This is a genomic window from Bradyrhizobium sp. UFLA06-06 (assembly GCF_054820065.1).
Map to the genome: position 1 here is coordinate 35,008 of NZ_JADFUD010000053.1, position 18,234 is coordinate 53,241.

Below are 18,234 nucleotides of genomic sequence, written 5' to 3' on the forward strand. Positions count from 1 at the left end.
CAATACCAAACACGTTGAGCCTAGGAGCAATCGGGACGCGGCTCAATCGGGCAGTTGCGCTGGCCGCAGATCACATTCGCGCGCGGTGCAATGCGCCCACCATTGACTTGGGTGCGGTTATGCGCCCAACTCCATGCATTCGCATCTTTCTCGCCGATGCACGACATCGGCAGTCCCTGGCAATGCAGGATCACGCCCATGATCGATCTCCACTACTGGTCCACGCCGAACGGTCACAAGATAACGATGTTCCTTGAGGAGACCGGATTGGAGTACAGGATTTTCCCGGTGAACATCGGCAAAGGCGATCAGTTCAAGCCGGACTTCTTGCAGATCGCGCCGAACAACCGCATCCCCGCAATTCTCGATCACGCGCCAAAGGGCGGCGGCAAGCCGCTACAGCTGTTCGAGTCCGGCGCGATCCTGCTTTATCTCGCCGAGAAGACCGGACAATTCCTGCCGGCCGATATTCATGGCCGCTATGACGTGATCCAGTGGACGTTCTGGCAGATGGGCGGGCTTGGGCCGATGGCCGGGCAGAACCATCACTTCCGCAACTACGCCGTCGAGAAGCTGCCTTACGCGATCGACCGCTACGTCAACGAGACCAACCGGCTCTACGGCGTGCTCAACAAGCGGCTTGCCGACCGCGAATTCATCGCCGGCGACTATTCGATCGCCGACATGGCGAGCTACCCCTGGGTCGTGCCCTACAAGAACCAGGGCCAGGAGATCGACGATTTCCCGCATCTGAAGCGCTGGCTGGAGACGATCGGCAAGCGCCCCGCGACCGAGCGCGCCTATGCCAAGGCGAAGGAGGTCAATCCGAATTTCGGCCAGCCCGCGATCCGCACCGAGGAAGAGCGCGAGCTCTTGTTCGGGCAGACCGCGGCGGTGGTGCGGTAGGGCACAGGTCTCAGCAAATTCGTCATTCCGGGATGGTGCGTAAGCACCAGACCGCAGGTGCGCAATTGCGCACCGGGGAATCTCGAGATTCCGGGTTCGATGCTGCGCATCGCCCCGGAATGACGGCTGTGAGGTGGGCCTTCACGCCCCCACATACTTCGCCGGCCGCCGTTCCTTCCACGCAGCAAGCCCCTCGGCGAGATCACGGCTCGGCACCAGCGCGGCGAACTGCTCGCTCTCGACCAAAAGGCCCTCGGCAATCGGCATGTTGAGCCCGCGCGTCACCGCGGTGATGGTGCCGGCGACGGCGCCGGGCGAATGCCGGGTGATGCGGCCGGCGAGCTCGCGCGCGGCGGTCAGCAATTGATCGTGCGGCACGATCTGATTGACCAGCCCGATCTCGCGCGCATGCTCGGGCGAGAAAGGATCGCCGGCCAATAACAGTTCGAGCCCGCGCTTGCGCCCCGCCAGCCGCGGCAGCCGCTGCGTGCCGCCGAAGGTCGGGGGCATGCCCAGCTTGATCTCGGGTTTTGCAAATAGCGCGCGGTCGCTGGCGATCGCAAGATGTACTGCTTCAGTGATCTCGCAGCCGCCGCCGAAGGCGAGCCCGTTGACCGCGGCGATCACGGGCTTCTTGAACGCCTCGAGCCGCGCGGTCATGGCTTGTCCCCGTCGGACGAAGTCGCGCACCGCAACGGCGGCTCCCTGTTTGACGCTCCCAGAGAATTCGTGGATGTCGGCGCCGGCCGAGAAGGCGCGCTCGCCGGCGCCGGTCAGGATCACGGCGCGCACGTCGGCGTCGCCCTCGATGCGGTCGAGTGCTGCCATCAGCTGATCGATCAGCGCGTAGTTCAGTGCGTTGAGCTGCTCGGGACGGTTCAGCGTGATCAGGGCGATCCCGGCGGTGATCTCGAGCAGGATGGGTTCGGGCATGGTGCGCTCTCCGGCATGGCTGTTTCGTGTCAGCGCCGAATGTAGAGCTGGCCGGAATTTGTGTATATTCACTGGTTAGTATACATACGCGCGATGCCCAGACCCTCCGAGCCCACCCGCGAGCGCATCGTCCAGGCGGCGAGCGCGCTGTTCTACAATGAAGGCATCCGCCGCGTCAGCGTCGACGAGGTTGCGGCCAAGGCCGGCCTCACCAAGCGCACGCTGTATTATCACTTCAAGAGCAAGGACGACCTGGTCGCCGCCTATCTCGCCGCGCGCGACCAGCCCAATCTCGCGCTGTTCCGAAAGTGGTTCGCGGAGGCCGAGGGCGGCCTGGCCGTGAAGGTCGAGGCGATCTTCAAGAACCTTGCGCGCTCGGCGCGGCATCCGAAGTGGAAAGGCTGCGGCTTCCTGCGCACCTCCGCCGAGCTCGCCAACATGCCCGGGCATCCCGCGATCCGGATCGGCGCCGCGCACAAGAAGAAGTTCGAGGACTGGCTGCGCACGAGCTTCGCGGACGAGGGGATCGCCGATCCGCTCAAGCTGGCGCGGCAGATCCTGCTGCTGCTGGACGGATCATTCGCCGTGGTGCAGTTGCACCGTGACGCGAGCTATATGGAAACCGCCGGCGAGGCCGCGCGCACGCTGATCGAGACGGCGCTGGCCGGCGCGCAAACGGGGTTAGAGCGGTATACTCATGGAGGCCCGTCCGTTACGCCCTGAAAAGGCGACGAAAGGCCGGAGGAGACGGCGTTGGGCGGCATGGACGCCGCCCAACACGATTATGAATCTCACTTTGCCATTGCCGTCCTGGCGGCCTCGATTTTCGCCTTCACGGAATCGAGGTTGAAGCTCGCGCCCTTCTGCATCGGCGGAAACTCGATTGCGGTCATGGCCAGCTTCTCGACCTCCTGCTGAACGAACACGAAGCGCCAGAACTCATATTTGAACCAGTCGAAGTATTGTTGCGCGCCGTATTTGGTCCCGCTATCGGGCCAGCCCGTTCGCTCGAACGGATCCAGGCGAAGGTTGGTCAGGTAGGGCACGTCAACCTTGCTTTTTTCGCCCAGCCAGCCCCCGGGCTGGTCGATGAAACGATACTTGTAGTCGTCGATGCGCACAGCCCCGAGCTCGCTCTCACCGAAGTACCAGATTTCGTGCCGGTTCGACGGCCCCTTGCCGGTAATCATGTCCATCTGATTATAACCGTCCAGATGGCACTTGTAGGTACGGTCCCCGATGTGCTTCCCCTTCTTCAGTTCTTCGACAATGTTCGGGTTGCCGGCAGCGGCCAGCAAGGTCGGGAACCAGTCCAGCCCGGAAATGATGCCGTTCTCGATCTTGCCGGCCGGTACTTTGCCCGGCCAGCGGATCATCGCGGGCGCGCGGAAGCCGCCTTCCATGACAGTACCTTTGCTCTGCGCGAAAGGCGTCTGTCCGCCATCCGGCCAAGTGAAGACCTCGGTGCCGTTATCGGTGGTGAAGATGACGATGGTGTTGTCATCCACGCGCATGTCCTTAAGCTTTTGCATTACGACGCCGACATCGTCGTCAAGCTGTGCCATGCCGGCTTCATGAATCGACCAACCGTTCTTGGAGTTGCGCATTGCCTGATATTTTGGCGACAAGTGCGTGACGATGTGCATGCGAGTTGGATTCAGCCACAAGAAGAACGGCTTGTTGTCGGCTTTGGCCTTTTCAACGAAACTCAACGCAAAGTCTCGAATTTCATCGTCCACAGTTTCCATCCGCTTGGGATAGAGCGTTCCGGCGTCCTCAATTCTTTGCTTGCCGACCTTGCCCCAGCGCGGATCCACGGTGGCATCGTCCACATTGGTTGCCCACGAATGGATCATGTTGCGTGGACCGACCGTGTTTAGCAGCTCCTGCGGATAAGCGGGGTGGGCCGGGTCTTCCATCGCGTCGAGATGATACAAATAGCCGAAGAACTCGTCGAAGCCGTGCACTGTCGGCAGAAACTCGTTCTTGTCGCCAAGGTGGTTCTTGCCGAATTGGCCGGTGGCATAGCCCATGCCTTTGAGCGCGGTGGCAATGGTCACGGCCTCCGCCGGCAAGCCTGTGGGGGCGCCGGCCTGACCGACCGTTGTCATGCCGGTGCGGATCGGCAGCTCGCCGGTGATGAAGTTGGCGCGGCCTGCGGTGCAACTCGCTTCGGCGTAATAATCGGTAAACAGCATGCCTTCTGCGGCGATCTTGTCGAGATTCGGCGTCCGGCCGGCCATCATGCCACGATGGTAAGCACCGATATTCCAGATGCCGATATCGTCCCCCATGATGACGACGATATTGGGCCGCTGTCCGGCCGGCGCGGGCACCGGGGCCGGCGTCGGTTGCTGCGCCTGCGCGAAGCTTGTCGCCCCGACGGCAGAGAGTGCTGAAGCGGCGACGAGCGAACTACCGCTCAACAAGAGATCGCGACGTTTCAATCCTGCACTGATCGGCTCTGTACTCATCTCAGGCTTTTCTGGAATCGTGTCTTTACTCATGACGTGATCCTCTTCCTGGTGATGCACCTGAAGCCGACATGGCTTGCTGAGGTGTCGATCGGCTCGGCATGACGCGTGGCCGGACGATAGCGGCGGCAATGGCTAGGGGAGCAAAGATGCGAGCCGCCTTAAGCACCTTGCGCGGAATCCTGAGGTTCGGTTGACGAGAGTCGTAGCTCCCGATCTCGGACCGGCCGCGAGGATCTTGCGGGATGCAGCAGGCTTTCGGGGCGTCTGCGTCGTGCTTCTGGTGAATGCCAATCGCTCGTCCATTCCCAGACGCTGCCGATTCACGCGGGCCGTAGCCATTGACCGGGAATGCGGTGGCGCGCGAGGTGCGTTCGAAGCCATCAGCCGCCAGATCGGGTACGCCTGCCGCAACGCCAACGTCGTGCATGAGCTACTCGCAGTGAACGAGTTTCAAAGTTACGAGCGTCGCCGGAGCAAGAACCTCTCGGCAGCTTTCCAGCTCGCCGGTTGCTTCGGGAGGGTTTAACGCTTTGGTCAGTCAAAAGACGATCGAGTATCTGAAGTGCGAGACCGACGACGCAGCATCTGCGAACGAGACAAGACAAGATGCTTCCAGCGCCGCATCGTTCTCATGTTGATCTAGATCAATCGAGCCAGGTCGCCTCTTCCTTGTCGAGAGCCCCTGACGACTATGCAAAAAGTGCCAAGGCTGTGGCGTCATGAACACAGCCTTTCAATAAAGCGCCGGCCGAACGCAGATATGCCGATTCCGCATGGACCAACGGCGGCGTCGGCTTATTCTTTCCGGGTTTCTACCCCGCCGGAGCGGCGGTGGGATCGCGAGAGTCGGGGGATCGGCGATGGGGTACCTTGGACCGGGTTTGGGACGCAGATTTTTTTCGCAGTGGCATTTGAGTGTTGGGGCGCTTGCCGCTCTGCTGGTGCTGTCTACCCAAATGGCTCGCGCCGACGAAAACGGCATCAGCTTTTGGTTACCCGGATTTTTTGGCAGCCTCGCGGCTGTTCCTCAGCAGGCGCCGGGCTGGTCGGTGACCTCGGTTTATTATCACACCTCTGTTTCCGCCGGCGGCGACGTGGCGCGGTCGCGCGAAATCACGCTTGGTCGCTTTCCCGCGAATCTGACGGCCACCGTGAATGCGAACGTCAATGCGAATGTGAATCTTGGCCTTGTGGCCGGGACTTATACTTTTGCAACGCCCGTGCTGGGCGGTCAGGCCTCTGCCAGCCTGCTGGCGACCTACGGCTCCAACTCCACGTCGCTGGCGGGATCGCTCGTTGGGACATTGACGGGACCGGGCGGCGCCACGTTCCCCTTCTCCCGGTTTGACAGCATCGACAGCTCGCTCATTGCATTCGGCGACCTGATCCCGCAGTTCGCGCTACGCTGGAACGCAGGTGTCAACAATTACATGACGTACGTTACCGCCGACCTCCCGGTCGGCGCCTACCAGTCGGGCCGCCTTGCGAATCTGGGGCTTGGGCACTGGGCAATCGACGCGGGCGGCGGCTACACCTATTTCGATCCAAAGACCGGGCATGAATTTTCGACGGTGCTGGGATTCACCTACAACTTCGTCAACCCCTCCACCCAATATCAAAGCGGCGTCGACATGCACCTCGACTGGGGCGCGTCGCAATTCCTGACCAAGCAGTGGCAGGTCGGTCTCGTCGGTTACCTCTATCAGCAACTCGGCTGTGACGGCGGCTCGGGTGATCGTGTCGGCTGCTTCCGGTCGCGCGTGGCGGGCGTCGGCCCGCAGGTCGGCTACATTTTCCCGGTCGGAGACATGCAGGGATATCTGAACCTGAAGGGCTACGGCGAATTCGCCAATGAAAATCGGCCGGCAGGCTGGAACGTCTGGCTGACGTTCAATCTTCAGCCCGCGGCGCCAACGCCGCCGACATCCACGCGGCCCAGAATCACGAAATAGCAGCGCGCATGATGCTGCCACCGGCGCCGCGCTGAAGGATCAATCTGGCGCGGCGGTAGCAACGCAATCAGCCAATGGACGCTCCGCGAGCGTGCGGACAACATGTCCGGGCATATGCGGGACGATGGATTGCGTCGCTGACGCTCGCAATGACGATCAGAGCGCGCCGTGCTCGCGCAACAACGCCAGCACCGCGTTGAGGTCCGGCAGTACGGCTGTGCATTTTGCACGCGTCGCTTCGGTCGGCGGCGCCATGTCCGGCACCATCAGCGTGATCGCGCCGGCGGCGTGGGCGGCAGCGACGCCGTGGTTGGAATCCTCCACCGCGATGCAGGACGCCGGCGTCACGCCGAGCCGCGCGGCTGCCCTGAGATAGAGCTCCGGATCCGGCTTGCCCTGCGCGACATCGTCAAGCGTCAGCAACGTGTCGAAGCGCGCGCGGATGCCGGCGAGGGTGAGGTTGCGTTCGGCCGAACGGCGCGACGACGAGGTGACGATCGCCATCGGGCGTTCCGCGGCGGCGATGGCGTCGAGCAGATCGAGCGTGCCTGATTTGAGCGGCAGGCCAGACCGCATCATCCGATCGCGATGGTCGAGGAAGGCGAGGTTGACCGCCTCCAGCGGAAACGCCGCGCCGTAGTGATCGCGCAGCATCGCTTCGCAGGCCGGGCCGGGAAGGCCGACCATGGAGTGGCACAGCGCGACGGCGTCGTCGGTGTAGCCGCATGCATTCAGCGCCGCGACCAGGCTTTCGAAATAGACCTTCTCGGTGTCGAGTAGCGTGCCGTCCATGTCGAGCAGGACGGCGTCGACGGTCCAGCGTGCGTTCACGTGGCGCTCACCGCTGCTTGCTGTTCCGCGAGCTTGCGCAAGCATGCGGGGCACAGGCAGTCGCCGCCGTCGGTCGGCATCGGCAGGCGAAAACGCTCATCGGAGCACCAGCACGCGCCCGTGAGCGAGCAGGAAAATTCGCTGCCGCATGCCGTGCAGGAAAGCCGGCGCGGAGATCCTGGTTGGGAACGATCGTTTGACGAGAGGTCCATTCTAACCGCGATTTAATGCGCGAATTAATCTCGGGTTCATCCCGGACCGCGCTATGATGCCGTGCGACAGATATAGCCGGGATAGGCGGCCAAGGAAATCGTCAAGGAAATCGCCCGGGAATTCGTCAAGGAAATTCTGATGGCCCGTGATTCGCAAGCCGCGCTGGTTGCCCTCAACCGGTTTGGATTCGGCGCCCGCGGCGGGGCGTCCGGCGACTTCATCAACGCGGCCTCCGATCCGCGCGGTTTCGTGCTGGCGGAACTGGCGCGTCCGAACGGCGCGCTGCTCGAAGTGCCAGGCTTGCTCTCGACACCCGAACTCGGCAAACAGGTGTTCGACTATCAGTTCGAGATTCAGCAGGCGCGCAACGCCGCGAAGGCCGCGCAGCAAGGCGCGAGCGAAACGCCGCCGCAAGGACCGGACGCCAAGCCACAGCCGCGGCGCAACCTGTCGCTGCCCTCCGCCGCCAAGGAGATCGCCGGGAAGGATTCGGCGATGCAGGCGCCTGACAACGCCAATGCGGCGATGACGCCGTCGGCTCCGATGCAGCCTCCGACGATGCAGCCGCAGGCCGGTCCCCCCAAGCCGCCGGCGCAACCGCTCAACATCATCCAGAAGACGTTCCGCGCCGAGGCGCTGGCGCGGCTGCAACGCGGCGTGGTCGCCGATTGCGGCTTCGTCGAGCGGCTCGTGGTGTTCTGGTCGAACCACTTCTGCATCTCCGCCAACAAGGGCGCGCTGGCGCGGATGTGGGCCGGCTCGTTCGAGCGCGAGGCGATCCGTCCCCATGTGCTCGGCCGCTTCGGCGACATGCTGAAGGCCGTCGAGCAGCATCCGGCGATGCTGTTCTTTCTCGACAACCAGCAATCGCTCGGCCCGGAGTCGCGCGCCGGCATCAACCGCAATCGCGGCCTGAACGAGAACCTCGCGCGCGAGATCATGGAGCTGCATACGCTCGGCGTCGGCGGCGGCTACACCCAGGACGACGTGACGGCGCTGGCGCGAATCATCACCGGCTGGACCTTTGCCGGCCGCCGTGGCCAGCTCGGCACGCCCGGCAGCTTCGTGTTCAATGCCAATGCGCACCAGCCCGGACCGCAGCAGGTGCTCGGCAAGACCTACGCGCAGGCCGGCGTCGCGCAGGGTGAGGCGGTGCTGTCGGACATCGCGCGACATCCCTCGACCGCAAAATTCATCGCGACCAAATTCGCGCGCCACTTCGTCGCCGACGATCCGCCGCCGGCGCTGGTGGCGAGGCTAAAGGATACGTTCACGAAAACAGACGGCGATCTCGGGGCGCTGGCCACCACGCTAGTGCAGTCTAACGAGGCCTGGCAGGCGCCGCTGACGAAGATGCGTTCGCCTTACGAATTCCTGGTCGCATCCGGCCGCCTGCTGGCGCGCAATCCCGAAGATCCGGGCCGCTATCTCAATGGCCTCAACGTGCTCGGCCAGCCCTTGTGGTCGCCGGCCGGGCCGAACGGATTTCCGGACACCGCCGCGGCCTGGGCGGCACCTGAAGGCGTCAAGCTCAGGCTCGACATTTCGGCGCAAGTCGCCTCCCAGCTCGCCGACCGCTTCGACCCGCGCGACCTGCTCGAGCTCATTGCCGCCGATGCAGCCTCGCCCGAGACGCGGCGCACCATCGAGCGTGCGGAATCGCGGCAGCAGGCGCTGGCGCTGCTGTTGATGTCGCCCGAGTTCCAGAGGAGATGACGATGGAATGCTCCGAGAGCCTGATGCTGCAGGCGACGTCGCGGCGCGCGCTGCTGCTCGGCGGCGCCTCGTTTGCGGCCTGGGCGTATTTGCCGAAATTCGCGCGCGCGGCCGATGGCCGAGATCCGCGCTTCGTCACCATCATCCTGCGCGGCGCGCTCGACGGCCTCGCCACGGTCGCCCCGGTTGGCGACCCTGATTATGCCGGCCTGCATGGCGCGATCGCGCTGCGCCCCGATGGCCCGAACGCGGCGGTGATGCTCGATCCGTTCTTCGGCCTGCATCCGGCGATGCCGGAATTTTCGCGGATGTATCGCGCCAAGCAGGCCGCGGTCGTTCATGCAGTGGCGACCTCCTATCGCGATCGCTCGCATTTCGATGGCCAGGACGTGCTGGAGAGCGGCTTCCCCGGTCCGGGCCGCGTGCAGTCCGGCTGGCTGAACCGCGCGCTGGAGGCGCTGCCGAAAGGCGAGCGGGTGACGAGCGCGCTCGCGGTCGGCCCGACCACGCCGCTGGTGCTGCGCGGCGCGGCGCCGACCGTCGGCTGGGCCCCGACCGCTCTGCCGCAAGCCGCTGACGACACCGCGATGCGGCTGCTCGATCTCTATCAGCATCGCGATCCGGCGCTGGCAAGCGCGCTGACGCAAGGCTTACAGCTCGAGAAGCAGGCGCAGGGCGACGAAATGAAGCCGAAGCCCGGGGCGGGCGGCGTGGCGGCGATGCGCCTCGTGGCGCGCGGCGCCGCGAAATTGATGGCGGCCGATGACGGCCCGCGGATCGGCGCGCTCGCCTTCGACGGCTGGGATACCCATGCCAATGAAGGCGGGCCGGTCGGCCGCCTCGCGCAGCTGCTCGGCGGCCTCGACGGCTCGCTGGCGGAATTCCAGAGCGGGCTCGGCGCGCGCTGGCGCGACACCGTGATCGTGGTCGCGACCGAGTTCGGCCGCACCGCGCGCATCAACGGCACCGAGGGCACCGACCACGGCACCGGCACCATCGCGCTGCTCGCCGGCGGCGTCGTGAATGGCGGCCGCATGATCACCGACTGGCCGGGCCTCAAGCCCGCCAATCTCTACCAGGCCCGCGACCTCGCCCCGACCACCGACCTGCGCGCCGTGATCAAGGGCGTGCTGCACGACCAGTTCGGCCTTGGCGAACGCGTGCTGGCTGATGCCGTATTTCCGGACAGCGCCCCGGTAAAGCCGATGAAGGGGCTGGTAGCATAAGCGCTAGCTCCAACCACAACGTCGTCCCGGCGAAGGCCGGGACCCATTACCACCGAACTCGATTGCTGGAAAACGGTGGAGCCACAGCACGCCATAACCACGCGCATTAGTGGTAATGGGTCCCGGCCTGCGCCGGGACGACGCTGTGGTTACACGACCGCAGTGTCTACCCCTTCGTGATCCCATCAATCTCCGTCATCTCCTCCACGCTCAGCTTCCAGCTGATCGCCTTGACGTTCTGCTCGATCTGCTCGGGTCGCGTCGCGCCGGCGATGACGCTTGCGACTTGCGGGCGGGCGGCGAGCCAGGAGAAGGCGAGCTCGAGCATGGTGTGGCCGCGCTCCCTGGCAAACGCCTGCAGCTTCTCGACGATGTCCTCGTTGCGCGGCGTGACGTAGCGATCCTTCAGGGCCGGCGCCTTGGCGAAGCGGGTATCGGCGGGTGCAGCGGCGCCGCGCTGGTACTTGCCGGTCAACAGGCCGCTGGCGAGCGGGAAGAAGGGCAGCAGGCCGAGATTGTATTGCTGCGCCGCCGGCAGCAGGTCCTTTTCGATGTCGCGCACCAGGAGGCTGTATTCGTCCTGGCAGGACACGAAGCGGTTCACGTTCATCTGGCGCGCGACGTACTCGGCTTCGGCGATCCGCCAGGCCGGGAAGTTGGAGTTGCCGATGTAGCGCACCTTGCCCTGGCGGACGAGATCGTCGAGCGCGCGCAGCGTCTCGTCGATCGGGGTGAGCGGATCGTAGTCGTGCTGCTGGTAGAGATCGATATAGTCGGTCTTCAGGCGGGTAAGGCTCGCTTCGACCGCCGACATGATGTAGCGCCGCGAGGCGCCCTGTTTGGTGCCGTCGGTCGCCATCGGCTTGGAGAATTTGGTGGCGAGCACGATGTCCTTGCGGCGGTCGCCCAGCACGGTGCCGAGCACGGTCTCCGAGCCGCCCATGCCGGCATAGATGTCGGCGGTGTCGAACAGCGTGATGCCGAGATCGATCGCCTTGTGGATCACCTTGCGCGAGGTTTCGAGGTCGGTGCGCTGGCCGAAATTGTTGCAGCCGAGGCCGACCGCGGACACGCGCAGCCCGGAGCCGCCGAGATTACGAATTTCCATGAGACAATCCTGTGGGATAGGCGAGGGGTGCCGCGCATTGTGACAAGCACGCCAGGGTCCGGCAAGGTGCCGTCCTACCGCCGATCACGCATGGTGATGTCGCAAAATGAGATGTCGCAAAAAAAGCGGTCCCGGTCAGACGCGGCGACTGACGGGGACCGCTCGGCGAAGATCTGAGACGGGGGGCCTGATCTGCGCGAGCGGAAGCCTAGCCGGGCTTTGTAACGTGCTGGTGACACCTCTGTTCAATCCACAGGCGCGGATGCGGGCTCAGACAATCTTGCGATAGATGACAAAGCCGGGCTTGTCCGCGACCTTGTCATAAAGCTGCATCGCGGTGTGGTTGGTTTCATGCGTCTGCCAGTAGACGCGCGGCGAACCCACGAGCCTGGCCTGCGTGTAGACACCGTTGATCAACGCGCGGCCAACGCCCTTGCCGCGCGCGGCTTCGCTGGTGAAGAGATCCTGCAGATAGCAGGTCGGCGCGATCGCCGTGGTCGAGCGGTGAAACAGATAATGCGTCAGCCCGAGCAATCTGCCGCCGGCGTCGGCGACCAGTGCATGCACCGGCTCATAGGCATCGAAGAAACGCTCCCACGTCATCGCGGTGATCTCGGGCGCGAGGGCGGTCGGCCCGGATCGCTCATAGAAGGCATTGTAGCCGTCCCACAGAGGAAGCCACTGGGCGTAGTCGTCGCGCGTGACGAAGCGGATGGTGACGTCGTCGGCCATGGACATCCCTGGATGATCCTGCGGTTGCGGGCGATGCCTCCGCACCGCTCGCAAGGTTCTACCGTCGCTATCTCGCAGGATCAATTGCGGACGAGGCCGCGCCTCACTCGGCGGCACGCAGCAGCCGCGCCAGATGGCGCTCGCGGCCGGCGCGTTGCGCCCGGTATTCGTCGGCCTTGGCGGGATCGTCGGTGTGCCGCACCAGGTCGGTGACCGGCGTGTAGCTCAGCATGCGGCCGCCGTCCGGCAGCGCGGTGCAGCTGAAGCGCAGCACCTGGCCGTCGGCGAGGTTGAGATTGATCGGCGTGGAGTCGCCGGCGCGCATCATCGCGATGCGCTCGGCGATGAACGCGCTCAGCTCGTCTTCCGGCAGTTCATAGGCGCCGGTGTCGCGGCCGTGATACATCAGCGCGACGAAGGGCGGCTTGCTGTCGGCCTGCGCATCGGACAGCGCGAAATAGTCGCGGAAGGCACGGTTGATGAATTCGGCGCGGGTGTCGGCGTCGAGCAGCACGATGCCGATGTCGACCTGATCGAGCGCGGCGGCGAGCCGCTCCGAGGTCGCGTGATGCTGCTGGTCCGCGGCAAAGGCGTCGATCCATTTCTGCCGCAGCATTCCGGTGATCACGGCGGTGCCGGCCGCGGTCGCCGCCAGCATCAGCATCCGCACGACGTCGGCGGTGTCGTAACCGGGCAGCGCGCGATGATCGAGGAAGAACAGCGCCGAGGCGGCCACCGCGATCGCGGCGGAGATCAGCCCGGAGGTGATGCCGCTGATCGAGCTCGCAAGCGCCACGATGCAGACGAACAGCGGCGCGGGATTGGGGACGGCGACAACGAGGCGATCGATCAGGAAGGCGGCGGATGCCGTGATCGCCGTCAGGGCCGGACCTGAAATGGCACGCCAGTCGAACCGCATGCGCGTTCTCGCTGTCTGTCAAACGAACGATAAAGCCGCAGTTTGACGACAGGGCCGCAACGGCGCCGGCATTTCCGTGACGACCGTTAAGCGGGCGTTGCGAGGGCCGAACCAGCTTTCGCTGCTTTCAAATCAAATGATATGCAGATCGGCGCGGAACCCGGTTCCGTGCCTGCGGGTTACCGCGTGCTTTGCTTGCAAGAGGACAATCGATGCCCGCCATTTCGCCTTCGCTGCTGCCGATCCTGATGCTGTTCGCCTCGAACGTCTTCATGACCTTCGCCTGGTACGGCCATCTCAAGTTCAAGGATCATTCGCTCCCCATCGTCATCCTGGTGAGCTGGGGCATCGCCTTCTTCGAATACTGGCTGGCGGTGCCGGCCAATCGCTGGGGCAGCGCGGTCTACTCGGCGGCGCAGCTCAAGACCATGCAAGAGGTGATCACGCTGGTCGTGTTCGCCGCCTTCTCGGTGTTGTACCTGAAGGAGCCGCTGGGCTGGAATCACGCGCTCGGATTTGCCTTCATCGCCGCCGGCGCGTTTCTGATCTTCCACAAATGGGGCTAGCGCATTTTGCGTTCGAGACGGCGCTAGTGGTGCGGGGCCGGCTTGGCGGCGGGCGTCGTGACATGCGCGGGGCGTGCGTGGTCTTCGCCTTGCGTGCCGGTCACGATCAGGAGCGATGCCGCCAGCAGGATCGCCGCCGACAGCGTCACGGTCACAAGTCCGACGGGGGTCTTCATCATGTCGCGCCGCTGTCTCTCCCGCGCCTTGCCGCGGATCAGGTGCCAACCGGAAATCGCTTGATTACGCCGGGATCGCCGTTGCCATGGTGATGTTGCTCGACAGCACGGTCACGGCGACGACCAGGCACAGCGTCAGCGCGCCAAGCGCGAGCGACGCGGCGATCGCGTTCGTCAGCCGGGATGATGCCACCGGGGCAGGGCGGCCATCGAAGCCTGCCGTGCCGGACCACCGTTTCATGGTCTAAATCCCTCGGCCGCGAGCGAATCACTCGCGACATCCGCGCGAATCTGCCGGTTGTCACCGGCAACATTGCGGCGGCGGCGCCGTCCAAAAATGGCTAAAATACGGCGGTAGCGCGGGTTCTGCCCGCTATTTAGGCAGTTTCCCCGTTATTCCCTGGATTCACACCCAGCCGTTCAGACGCCGGCCGCGAGGCGGGGTTCAGGCTCGGCCTCGGTACCAGGCTGCCAGTCCATCGAGACGAATCCGGGGGTCTGCTCGACCCGCTTGAGCCAGGCGCGGATCGACGGAAAGGTCGCCAGGTCGAAGTCGCAGCGGTCGGCGACGTGGGTGTAGCCGTAGAGGGCGATGTCGGCGACGGTGAGCTGTCCGGCGGCGAAATAGGTGTGTTCCTTGAGGTGATTCTCCATCACCTGCAGCGCCGCGTAGCCGCGCTCCATCCAGTCCTCCAGCGCGTGCGTCTGCAGGTCGCGTCCGCCCTTGACCAGCGACAGCCAGAAATAGGCGGCGCCGATGTTCGGCTCCAGCGCGTGCTGCTCGAAGAACATCCACTGCAGCGCCTCGGCGCGCTCGATCCGCGACTCCGGCGCCAGCGGTGTGCCGATCGCGACGTACCAGAGGATGGCATTGGACTCGGCGAGGTGGCGGCCTTCGGCGACCTCGAGCAACGGCACCTGGCCGCTCGGATTCTTGGCCAGGAATTCCGGGGTGCGGCTCTCGCCGCGCAGGATGTCGATCTCGATCGCCTCGTACGGCGTGTTCAGCACGGCAAGCGCCAGCCGGACCTTGTAGCTGTTGCCGGAGCGCTGCATCGAATAGAGCTTGTACATTGCGTCGGTGTTCACTCGGGTCAGGGAGACGGTACGCTCGAATTGCGCGGCCTGTCACACCGCAACGCCGCTAAACAATGATGCCGACGGGGGTGCGTCGCAAGCCCTGCAGTGTGGAAAAAGTCGAAACGTCTACCGCACTGCACGCGTGCAGAACGATTCCATCAACACGGCAGAACAACTCGGATCACGCCTGCGCGACGCTCTGCACGGTGCCGGTCGATGGCAAGGTCGATACCAAGGTCGCGACCATGACCGGCGCGCTGCAACCCACAAACCTTAACGCGGCATCCTTGGCGGCACGACGCGCCGGTCTGCGTTGACGGCCCGCCGCTAGCGCTGTCGGGCAGGTGCCGCGCGGCATTGTCCTCGGAGCAATCCGTGCCGGCGCATGCCGCCGAAGGCCCTGCCGGCAAGGCCGGAGCTATGGTCACCGGCCTTGCCGGATATGAGTCATCCGGCGCCGGAACTTGCGGAAAATTGCGCGCGCGGCGAGCCATGCGCGAAAGTTTTCGTGCTTTACCGCCAAGCTTCTTGCGGTGCAGCGGCGACAGGCCTAGGGTGCCGCGATCCCATTCAAATCAAGTCGTGGCCCAACGGCTCACGACGTTTGCCAGGAGATGATAATGGCCTTCCTGTCCGCTGCGCTCGACCGTGTGAAGCCGTCCGCGACGATCGCGGTCACGGACAAAGCACGCGCGCTGAAAGCCGCGGGCCGCAACGTCATCGGCCTCGGCGCCGGCGAGCCTGACTTCGATACGCCCGCCAACATCAAGCTGGCGGCGATCCACGCGATCGAGGCCGGCAAGACCAAGTACACCGATGTCGGCGGCATTCCGGAGCTCAAGGAAGCCATCATCAACAAGTTCGCGCGCGAGAACGGCCTGACCTACAAGCCGAACCAGGTCATCGTCGGCACCGGCGGCAAGCAGGTGCTCTACAACGCGCTGATGGCGACCATCAATCCGGGCGATGAGGTGATCATCCCGGCGCCGTACTGGGTCAGCTATCCCGAGATGGTGGCGCTCGCCGGCGGCGAGTCGGTGCCGGTGGTTTGCCCGGCCTCGACCGGCTTCAAGCTGCGTCCGGAAGATCTCGAGAAGGCCATCACGCCGAAGACCAAATGGGTGATCCTGTGCTCGCCCTCGAACCCGACCGGCTCGGCCTATACGAAGAGCGAGCTCAAGGCGATCACCGACGTGCTGGTCAAGCATCCGCATGTCTGGGTGATGACCGACGACATGTACGAGCACCTCGTCTATGACGACTTCGTCTTCACCACGGCGGCGCAGGTCGAGCCGAGCCTGTACGATCGCACGCTGACCGTGAACGGCGTGTCGAAGGCCTACTGCATGACCGGCTGGCGCATCGGCTATGCCGGCGGCCCGGCGCAGCTGATCAAGGCGATGGCGACGATCCAGTCGCAGTCGACCTCGAACCCGTCGTCGATCGCGCAGTGGGCTTCGGTCGAGGCGCTCAACGGTCCGCAGGACTTCATCGCCGCGAACAACAAGGTGTTCAAGGAGCGTCGCGACCTCGTGGTGTCGATGCTCAACCAGGCGAGCGGCATCGAGTGCCCGCGGCCGGAAGGCGCATTCTACGTCTATCCGTCCTGCGCCGGCACGATCGGCAAGAAGGCGCCGTCCGGCAAGCTGATCGACAACGACGAGGTGTTCGTCACCGAATTGCTCGAGAGCGAAGGTGTCGCCGTGGTGCAGGGATCGGCATTCGGGCTCGGCCCCGCGTTCCGCATCTCCTACGCCACCAAGACCTCCGATCTCGAGGATGCCTGCAAGCGCATCCAGCGCTTCTGCGGTAATCTGCGGTAGGTCGATCCGAACTTGAAAAACGCTCCCGCACCTGGTGCGGGAGCGTTTTTGTTTGTGTGCTGAATCGCGCGCCGGTAGATTCGACGAGTCAAATCACATCCTGCTCACCTCACGCGCGTGTGTGCGAACATCGATGCCACACGCGGGAAGTTTTTACGGCGTCTTTGCGCACTGCCTTGTTTTGGACACGAGCTTTCCTTCCTGTCCGCCGCGCAAATTCAGTTCACCTTGCGGAGACAGTTCAATGCGACTTTCGACCCTCACCCTTGCAGCGCTTGCGTTGCTGGCGCCGTTCGCCACCGCCAACGCGGCGCCTCAGGTTCAAGCCGGGGTCCTGCAATGCCAGGGCGGCGAGAATGTCGGCTTCGTTGTCGGCTCTGTCGCGCGCCTCGAATGCGTGTTCCAGAGCGGCGGCCGTCGGCCCGAGCCCTATGTTGCGACCGTGAAGCGGATCGGCGTCGACCTCGGCGTCACCGCGACGACCCAGCTCGCCTGGGCCGTGAGCGCGCCGACCACGCAGCTCCCGCGCGGTGCGCTGGCCGGCAGCTACGGCGGCGTCGGCGTCAACGCCTCGGTCGGCCTCGGTGCCGGCGGTAACTTCCTGTTCGGCGGCCCGAACAACGCCTATGCGCTGCAGCCGGTCAGCGTGCAGGGCCAGACCGGCCTCAACGTTGCGGCCGGCATCGCCGGCATCGATCTCGAGCCGGTCCGCTACAACGGTCCGCGCCGGCATCACCGTCACCACCGTCATCATCACCACCACTAAGTTGTTGGTGTCTCATCAAGAGGCCCGCGAAAGCGGGCCTCTTTTTTGTTGTCTGTTGTTTGCTGTCCGTTGCTCGACCACATCGGCAGGCCGGGAGGAACATAGCAGCGTCGCAACATCTCCTGACAATCGGTGACCGGGCACCGCAAATTCTGGCTGGACATACGGTGTTGTGGCATAGGATGCGGACGGCGCCGCAGACACGGCGCCGTTCTGTTCTCTGCTCGCGTCATGCCTCTCAGCTGGAGACTCCGCCATGCGTCGCTTCACTCTCCTCGCCGGTGCTGCCATTGCCACGCTGACCGCAATCGTCGGCGCCAGCGCCCAACAGCCGATCCAGCGCGTGCAGGTCGGCGTCTTGGAATGCCGCGGTGGCGCGAGCGTCGGCTTCATCGTCGGTTCCGTGACCCATCTCGGTTGCGTGCTGCGCGCCAATGGTCTGCCTGAGGATCGCTACATCGCGACCATCCAGAAGGTCGGCATCGATCTCGGCATCACCCAGGAATCGGCGCTGGCCTGGGGCGTCTACGCACCGGTGGAGCGGCTCGGGCCGGGTGCGCTCTCCGGCAACTATGCCGGCGCGCAGGGCAGCGCGACGCTCGGTGTCGGCGTCGGCGGCAACGTGCTGGTCGGCGGCTCCGACAACACGATCGCCCTGCAGCCGCTCAGCGTGCAGGGCCAGGTCGGCATCAACATCGCCGCCGGCCTCGAGAGCCTGGAGCTGCGTCCGGGCCGCTAAAGCGGGATGGGTTTAGGTTGAATCGATTTGGGATTCCCAAATCAGTGTGTTTCTGATTCACCATGCTGGCT

20 protein-coding genes and 1 pseudogene are annotated in these 18,234 nt (G+C 64.5%); 10 read left to right on the top strand and 11 right to left on the bottom strand.

Translation table 11 applies throughout. From position 1 onward, the window contains the following. Nucleotides 1-20 precede the first annotated feature (20 nt). Nucleotides 21-200 (bottom strand): hypothetical protein, encoded by a 180-nt coding sequence (locus tag IF803_RS32235; RefSeq protein WP_304497175.1) that lies wholly within the window; start codon nucleotides 198-200, stop codon nucleotides 21-23. Between IF803_RS32235 and IF803_RS32240 the strand changes: the two genes are divergently transcribed. Continuing rightward, nucleotides 199-906: a glutathione binding-like protein gene (locus tag IF803_RS32240; protein WP_461194855.1), complete on the top strand. Its 708-nt coding sequence runs from the start codon at nucleotides 199-201 to the stop codon at nucleotides 904-906. The genes IF803_RS32235 and IF803_RS32240 overlap by 2 nt on opposite strands. A 141-nt stretch (nucleotides 907-1,047) precedes the next feature. Here IF803_RS32240 and IF803_RS32245 read toward each other — a convergent pair whose 3' ends face one another. Then, nucleotides 1,048-1,839, bottom strand: coding sequence for a crotonase/enoyl-CoA hydratase family protein (locus tag IF803_RS32245; RefSeq protein WP_461194856.1), 792 nt, complete (start codon nucleotides 1,837-1,839; stop codon nucleotides 1,048-1,050). Between the two features lie 93 nt (nucleotides 1,840-1,932). On the opposite strand from IF803_RS32245, the gene IF803_RS32250 reads away from it, so the two are divergent. Next, nucleotides 1,933-2,562 carry a TetR/AcrR family transcriptional regulator gene (locus tag IF803_RS32250; protein ID WP_461194858.1) on the top strand — a complete coding sequence of 210 codons (630 nt, stop codon included), beginning with the start codon at nucleotides 1,933-1,935 and terminating at the stop codon, nucleotides 2,560-2,562. Between the two features lie 68 nt (nucleotides 2,563-2,630). On the opposite strand, the gene IF803_RS32255 is transcribed toward IF803_RS32250, so the two are convergent. Together IF803_RS32255 and IF803_RS32260 are read right to left on the bottom strand one after the other, a co-directional pair. Beyond that, the gene (locus tag IF803_RS32255) at nucleotides 2,631-4,346 is read right to left on the bottom strand and encodes an arylsulfatase (RefSeq protein ID WP_461194859.1); all 1,716 of its coding nucleotides are present in this window, start codon (nucleotides 4,344-4,346) and stop codon (nucleotides 2,631-2,633) included. Next, a pseudogene (locus IF803_RS32260) lies at nucleotides 4,343-4,710 on the bottom strand (formylglycine-generating enzyme family protein); the annotation flags it as partial. The gene IF803_RS32255 and the pseudogene IF803_RS32260, both read right to left, overlap by 4 nt. Before the next feature lie 562 nt (nucleotides 4,711-5,272). Between IF803_RS32260 and IF803_RS32265 the strand changes: the two are divergent. Next, nucleotides 5,273-6,268, top strand: coding sequence for a SphA family protein (locus IF803_RS32265; protein ID WP_461194868.1), 996 nt, complete (start codon nucleotides 5,273-5,275; stop codon nucleotides 6,266-6,268). A gap of 156 nt (nucleotides 6,269-6,424) precedes the next feature. Here IF803_RS32265 and IF803_RS32270 read toward each other — a convergent pair whose 3' ends face one another. Beyond that, a complete protein-coding gene (locus tag IF803_RS32270) occupies nucleotides 6,425-7,099 on the bottom strand; it encodes an HAD family hydrolase (protein ID WP_461194860.1) in 675 nt (224 codons plus the stop codon). Between the two features lie 351 nt (nucleotides 7,100-7,450). Between IF803_RS32270 and IF803_RS32275 the strand changes: the two genes are divergently transcribed. Further along, nucleotides 7,451-9,028 carry a DUF1800 domain-containing protein gene (locus IF803_RS32275; RefSeq protein ID WP_461194861.1) on the top strand — a complete coding sequence of 526 codons (1,578 nt, stop codon included), beginning with the start codon at nucleotides 7,451-7,453 and terminating at the stop codon, nucleotides 9,026-9,028. Beyond that, nucleotides 9,025-10,254, top strand: a complete 1,230-nt coding sequence (locus IF803_RS32280; protein ID WP_461194863.1) for a DUF1501 domain-containing protein — start codon at nucleotides 9,025-9,027, stop codon at nucleotides 10,252-10,254. Before IF803_RS32275 ends, IF803_RS32280 begins: the two co-directional genes overlap by 4 nt. Before the next feature lie 166 nt (nucleotides 10,255-10,420). Here the strand turns inward: IF803_RS32280 and IF803_RS32285 are convergent, their stop codons facing one another. The 3 genes from IF803_RS32285 to IF803_RS32295 form a co-directional block, all read right to left on the bottom strand. Further along, entirely contained in the window at nucleotides 10,421-11,362 is a 942-nt protein-coding gene (locus IF803_RS32285) for an aldo/keto reductase (RefSeq protein WP_461194864.1), read from the bottom strand. A gap of 270 nt (nucleotides 11,363-11,632) precedes the next feature. Beyond that, a complete protein-coding gene (locus IF803_RS32290) occupies nucleotides 11,633-12,094 on the bottom strand; it encodes a GNAT family N-acetyltransferase (protein WP_026193354.1) in 462 nt (153 codons plus the stop codon). A 103-nt stretch (nucleotides 12,095-12,197) separates the two neighbouring features. Next, complete coding sequence (locus IF803_RS32295) at nucleotides 12,198-13,013, bottom strand: PAS domain-containing protein (RefSeq protein ID WP_461194865.1); 816 nt, start codon at nucleotides 13,011-13,013, stop codon at nucleotides 12,198-12,200. 212 nt (nucleotides 13,014-13,225) lie between these two features. On the opposite strand from IF803_RS32295, the gene IF803_RS32300 reads away from it, so the two are divergent. After that, nucleotides 13,226-13,579 (top strand): DMT family protein, encoded by a 354-nt coding sequence (locus IF803_RS32300; RefSeq protein WP_028336063.1) that lies wholly within the window; start codon nucleotides 13,226-13,228, stop codon nucleotides 13,577-13,579. A 23-nt stretch (nucleotides 13,580-13,602) separates the two neighbouring features. Here IF803_RS32300 and IF803_RS32305 read toward each other — a convergent pair whose 3' ends face one another. The 3 genes from IF803_RS32305 to IF803_RS32315 all read right to left on the bottom strand — a co-directional run bounded on the left by IF803_RS32305 (nucleotide 13,603) and on the right by IF803_RS32315 (nucleotide 14,829). After that, on the bottom strand, nucleotides 13,603-13,758 hold the full coding sequence (locus IF803_RS32305) for a hypothetical protein (RefSeq protein WP_162832398.1): 156 nt from the start codon (nucleotides 13,756-13,758) through the stop codon (nucleotides 13,603-13,605). A 61-nt stretch (nucleotides 13,759-13,819) separates the two neighbouring features. Next, nucleotides 13,820-13,996, bottom strand: coding sequence for a hypothetical protein (locus IF803_RS32310; RefSeq protein ID WP_168859259.1), 177 nt, complete (start codon nucleotides 13,994-13,996; stop codon nucleotides 13,820-13,822). A gap of 179 nt (nucleotides 13,997-14,175) precedes the next feature. Then, entirely contained in the window at nucleotides 14,176-14,829 is a 654-nt protein-coding gene (locus tag IF803_RS32315; RefSeq protein ID WP_028336064.1) for a glutathione S-transferase family protein, read from the bottom strand. A 113-nt stretch (nucleotides 14,830-14,942) separates the two neighbouring features. Between IF803_RS32315 and IF803_RS32320 the strand changes: the two genes are divergently transcribed. From IF803_RS32320 to IF803_RS32335, 4 genes are all read left to right on the top strand, one after another. Then, on the top strand, nucleotides 14,943-15,152 hold the full coding sequence (locus tag IF803_RS32320) for a hypothetical protein (protein WP_461194867.1): 210 nt from the start codon (nucleotides 14,943-14,945) through the stop codon (nucleotides 15,150-15,152). Between the two features lie 303 nt (nucleotides 15,153-15,455). After that, on the top strand, nucleotides 15,456-16,658 hold the full coding sequence (locus tag IF803_RS32325) for a pyridoxal phosphate-dependent aminotransferase (protein WP_411783489.1): 1,203 nt from the start codon (nucleotides 15,456-15,458) through the stop codon (nucleotides 16,656-16,658). A 244-nt stretch (nucleotides 16,659-16,902) separates the two neighbouring features. After that, complete coding sequence (locus IF803_RS32330) at nucleotides 16,903-17,424, top strand: DUF992 domain-containing protein (RefSeq protein ID WP_028340562.1); 522 nt, start codon at nucleotides 16,903-16,905, stop codon at nucleotides 17,422-17,424. A 256-nt stretch (nucleotides 17,425-17,680) separates the two neighbouring features. After that, entirely contained in the window at nucleotides 17,681-18,163 is a 483-nt protein-coding gene (locus IF803_RS32335) for a DUF992 domain-containing protein (RefSeq protein WP_028336066.1), read from the top strand. Nucleotides 18,164-18,234 lie beyond the last annotated feature (71 nt).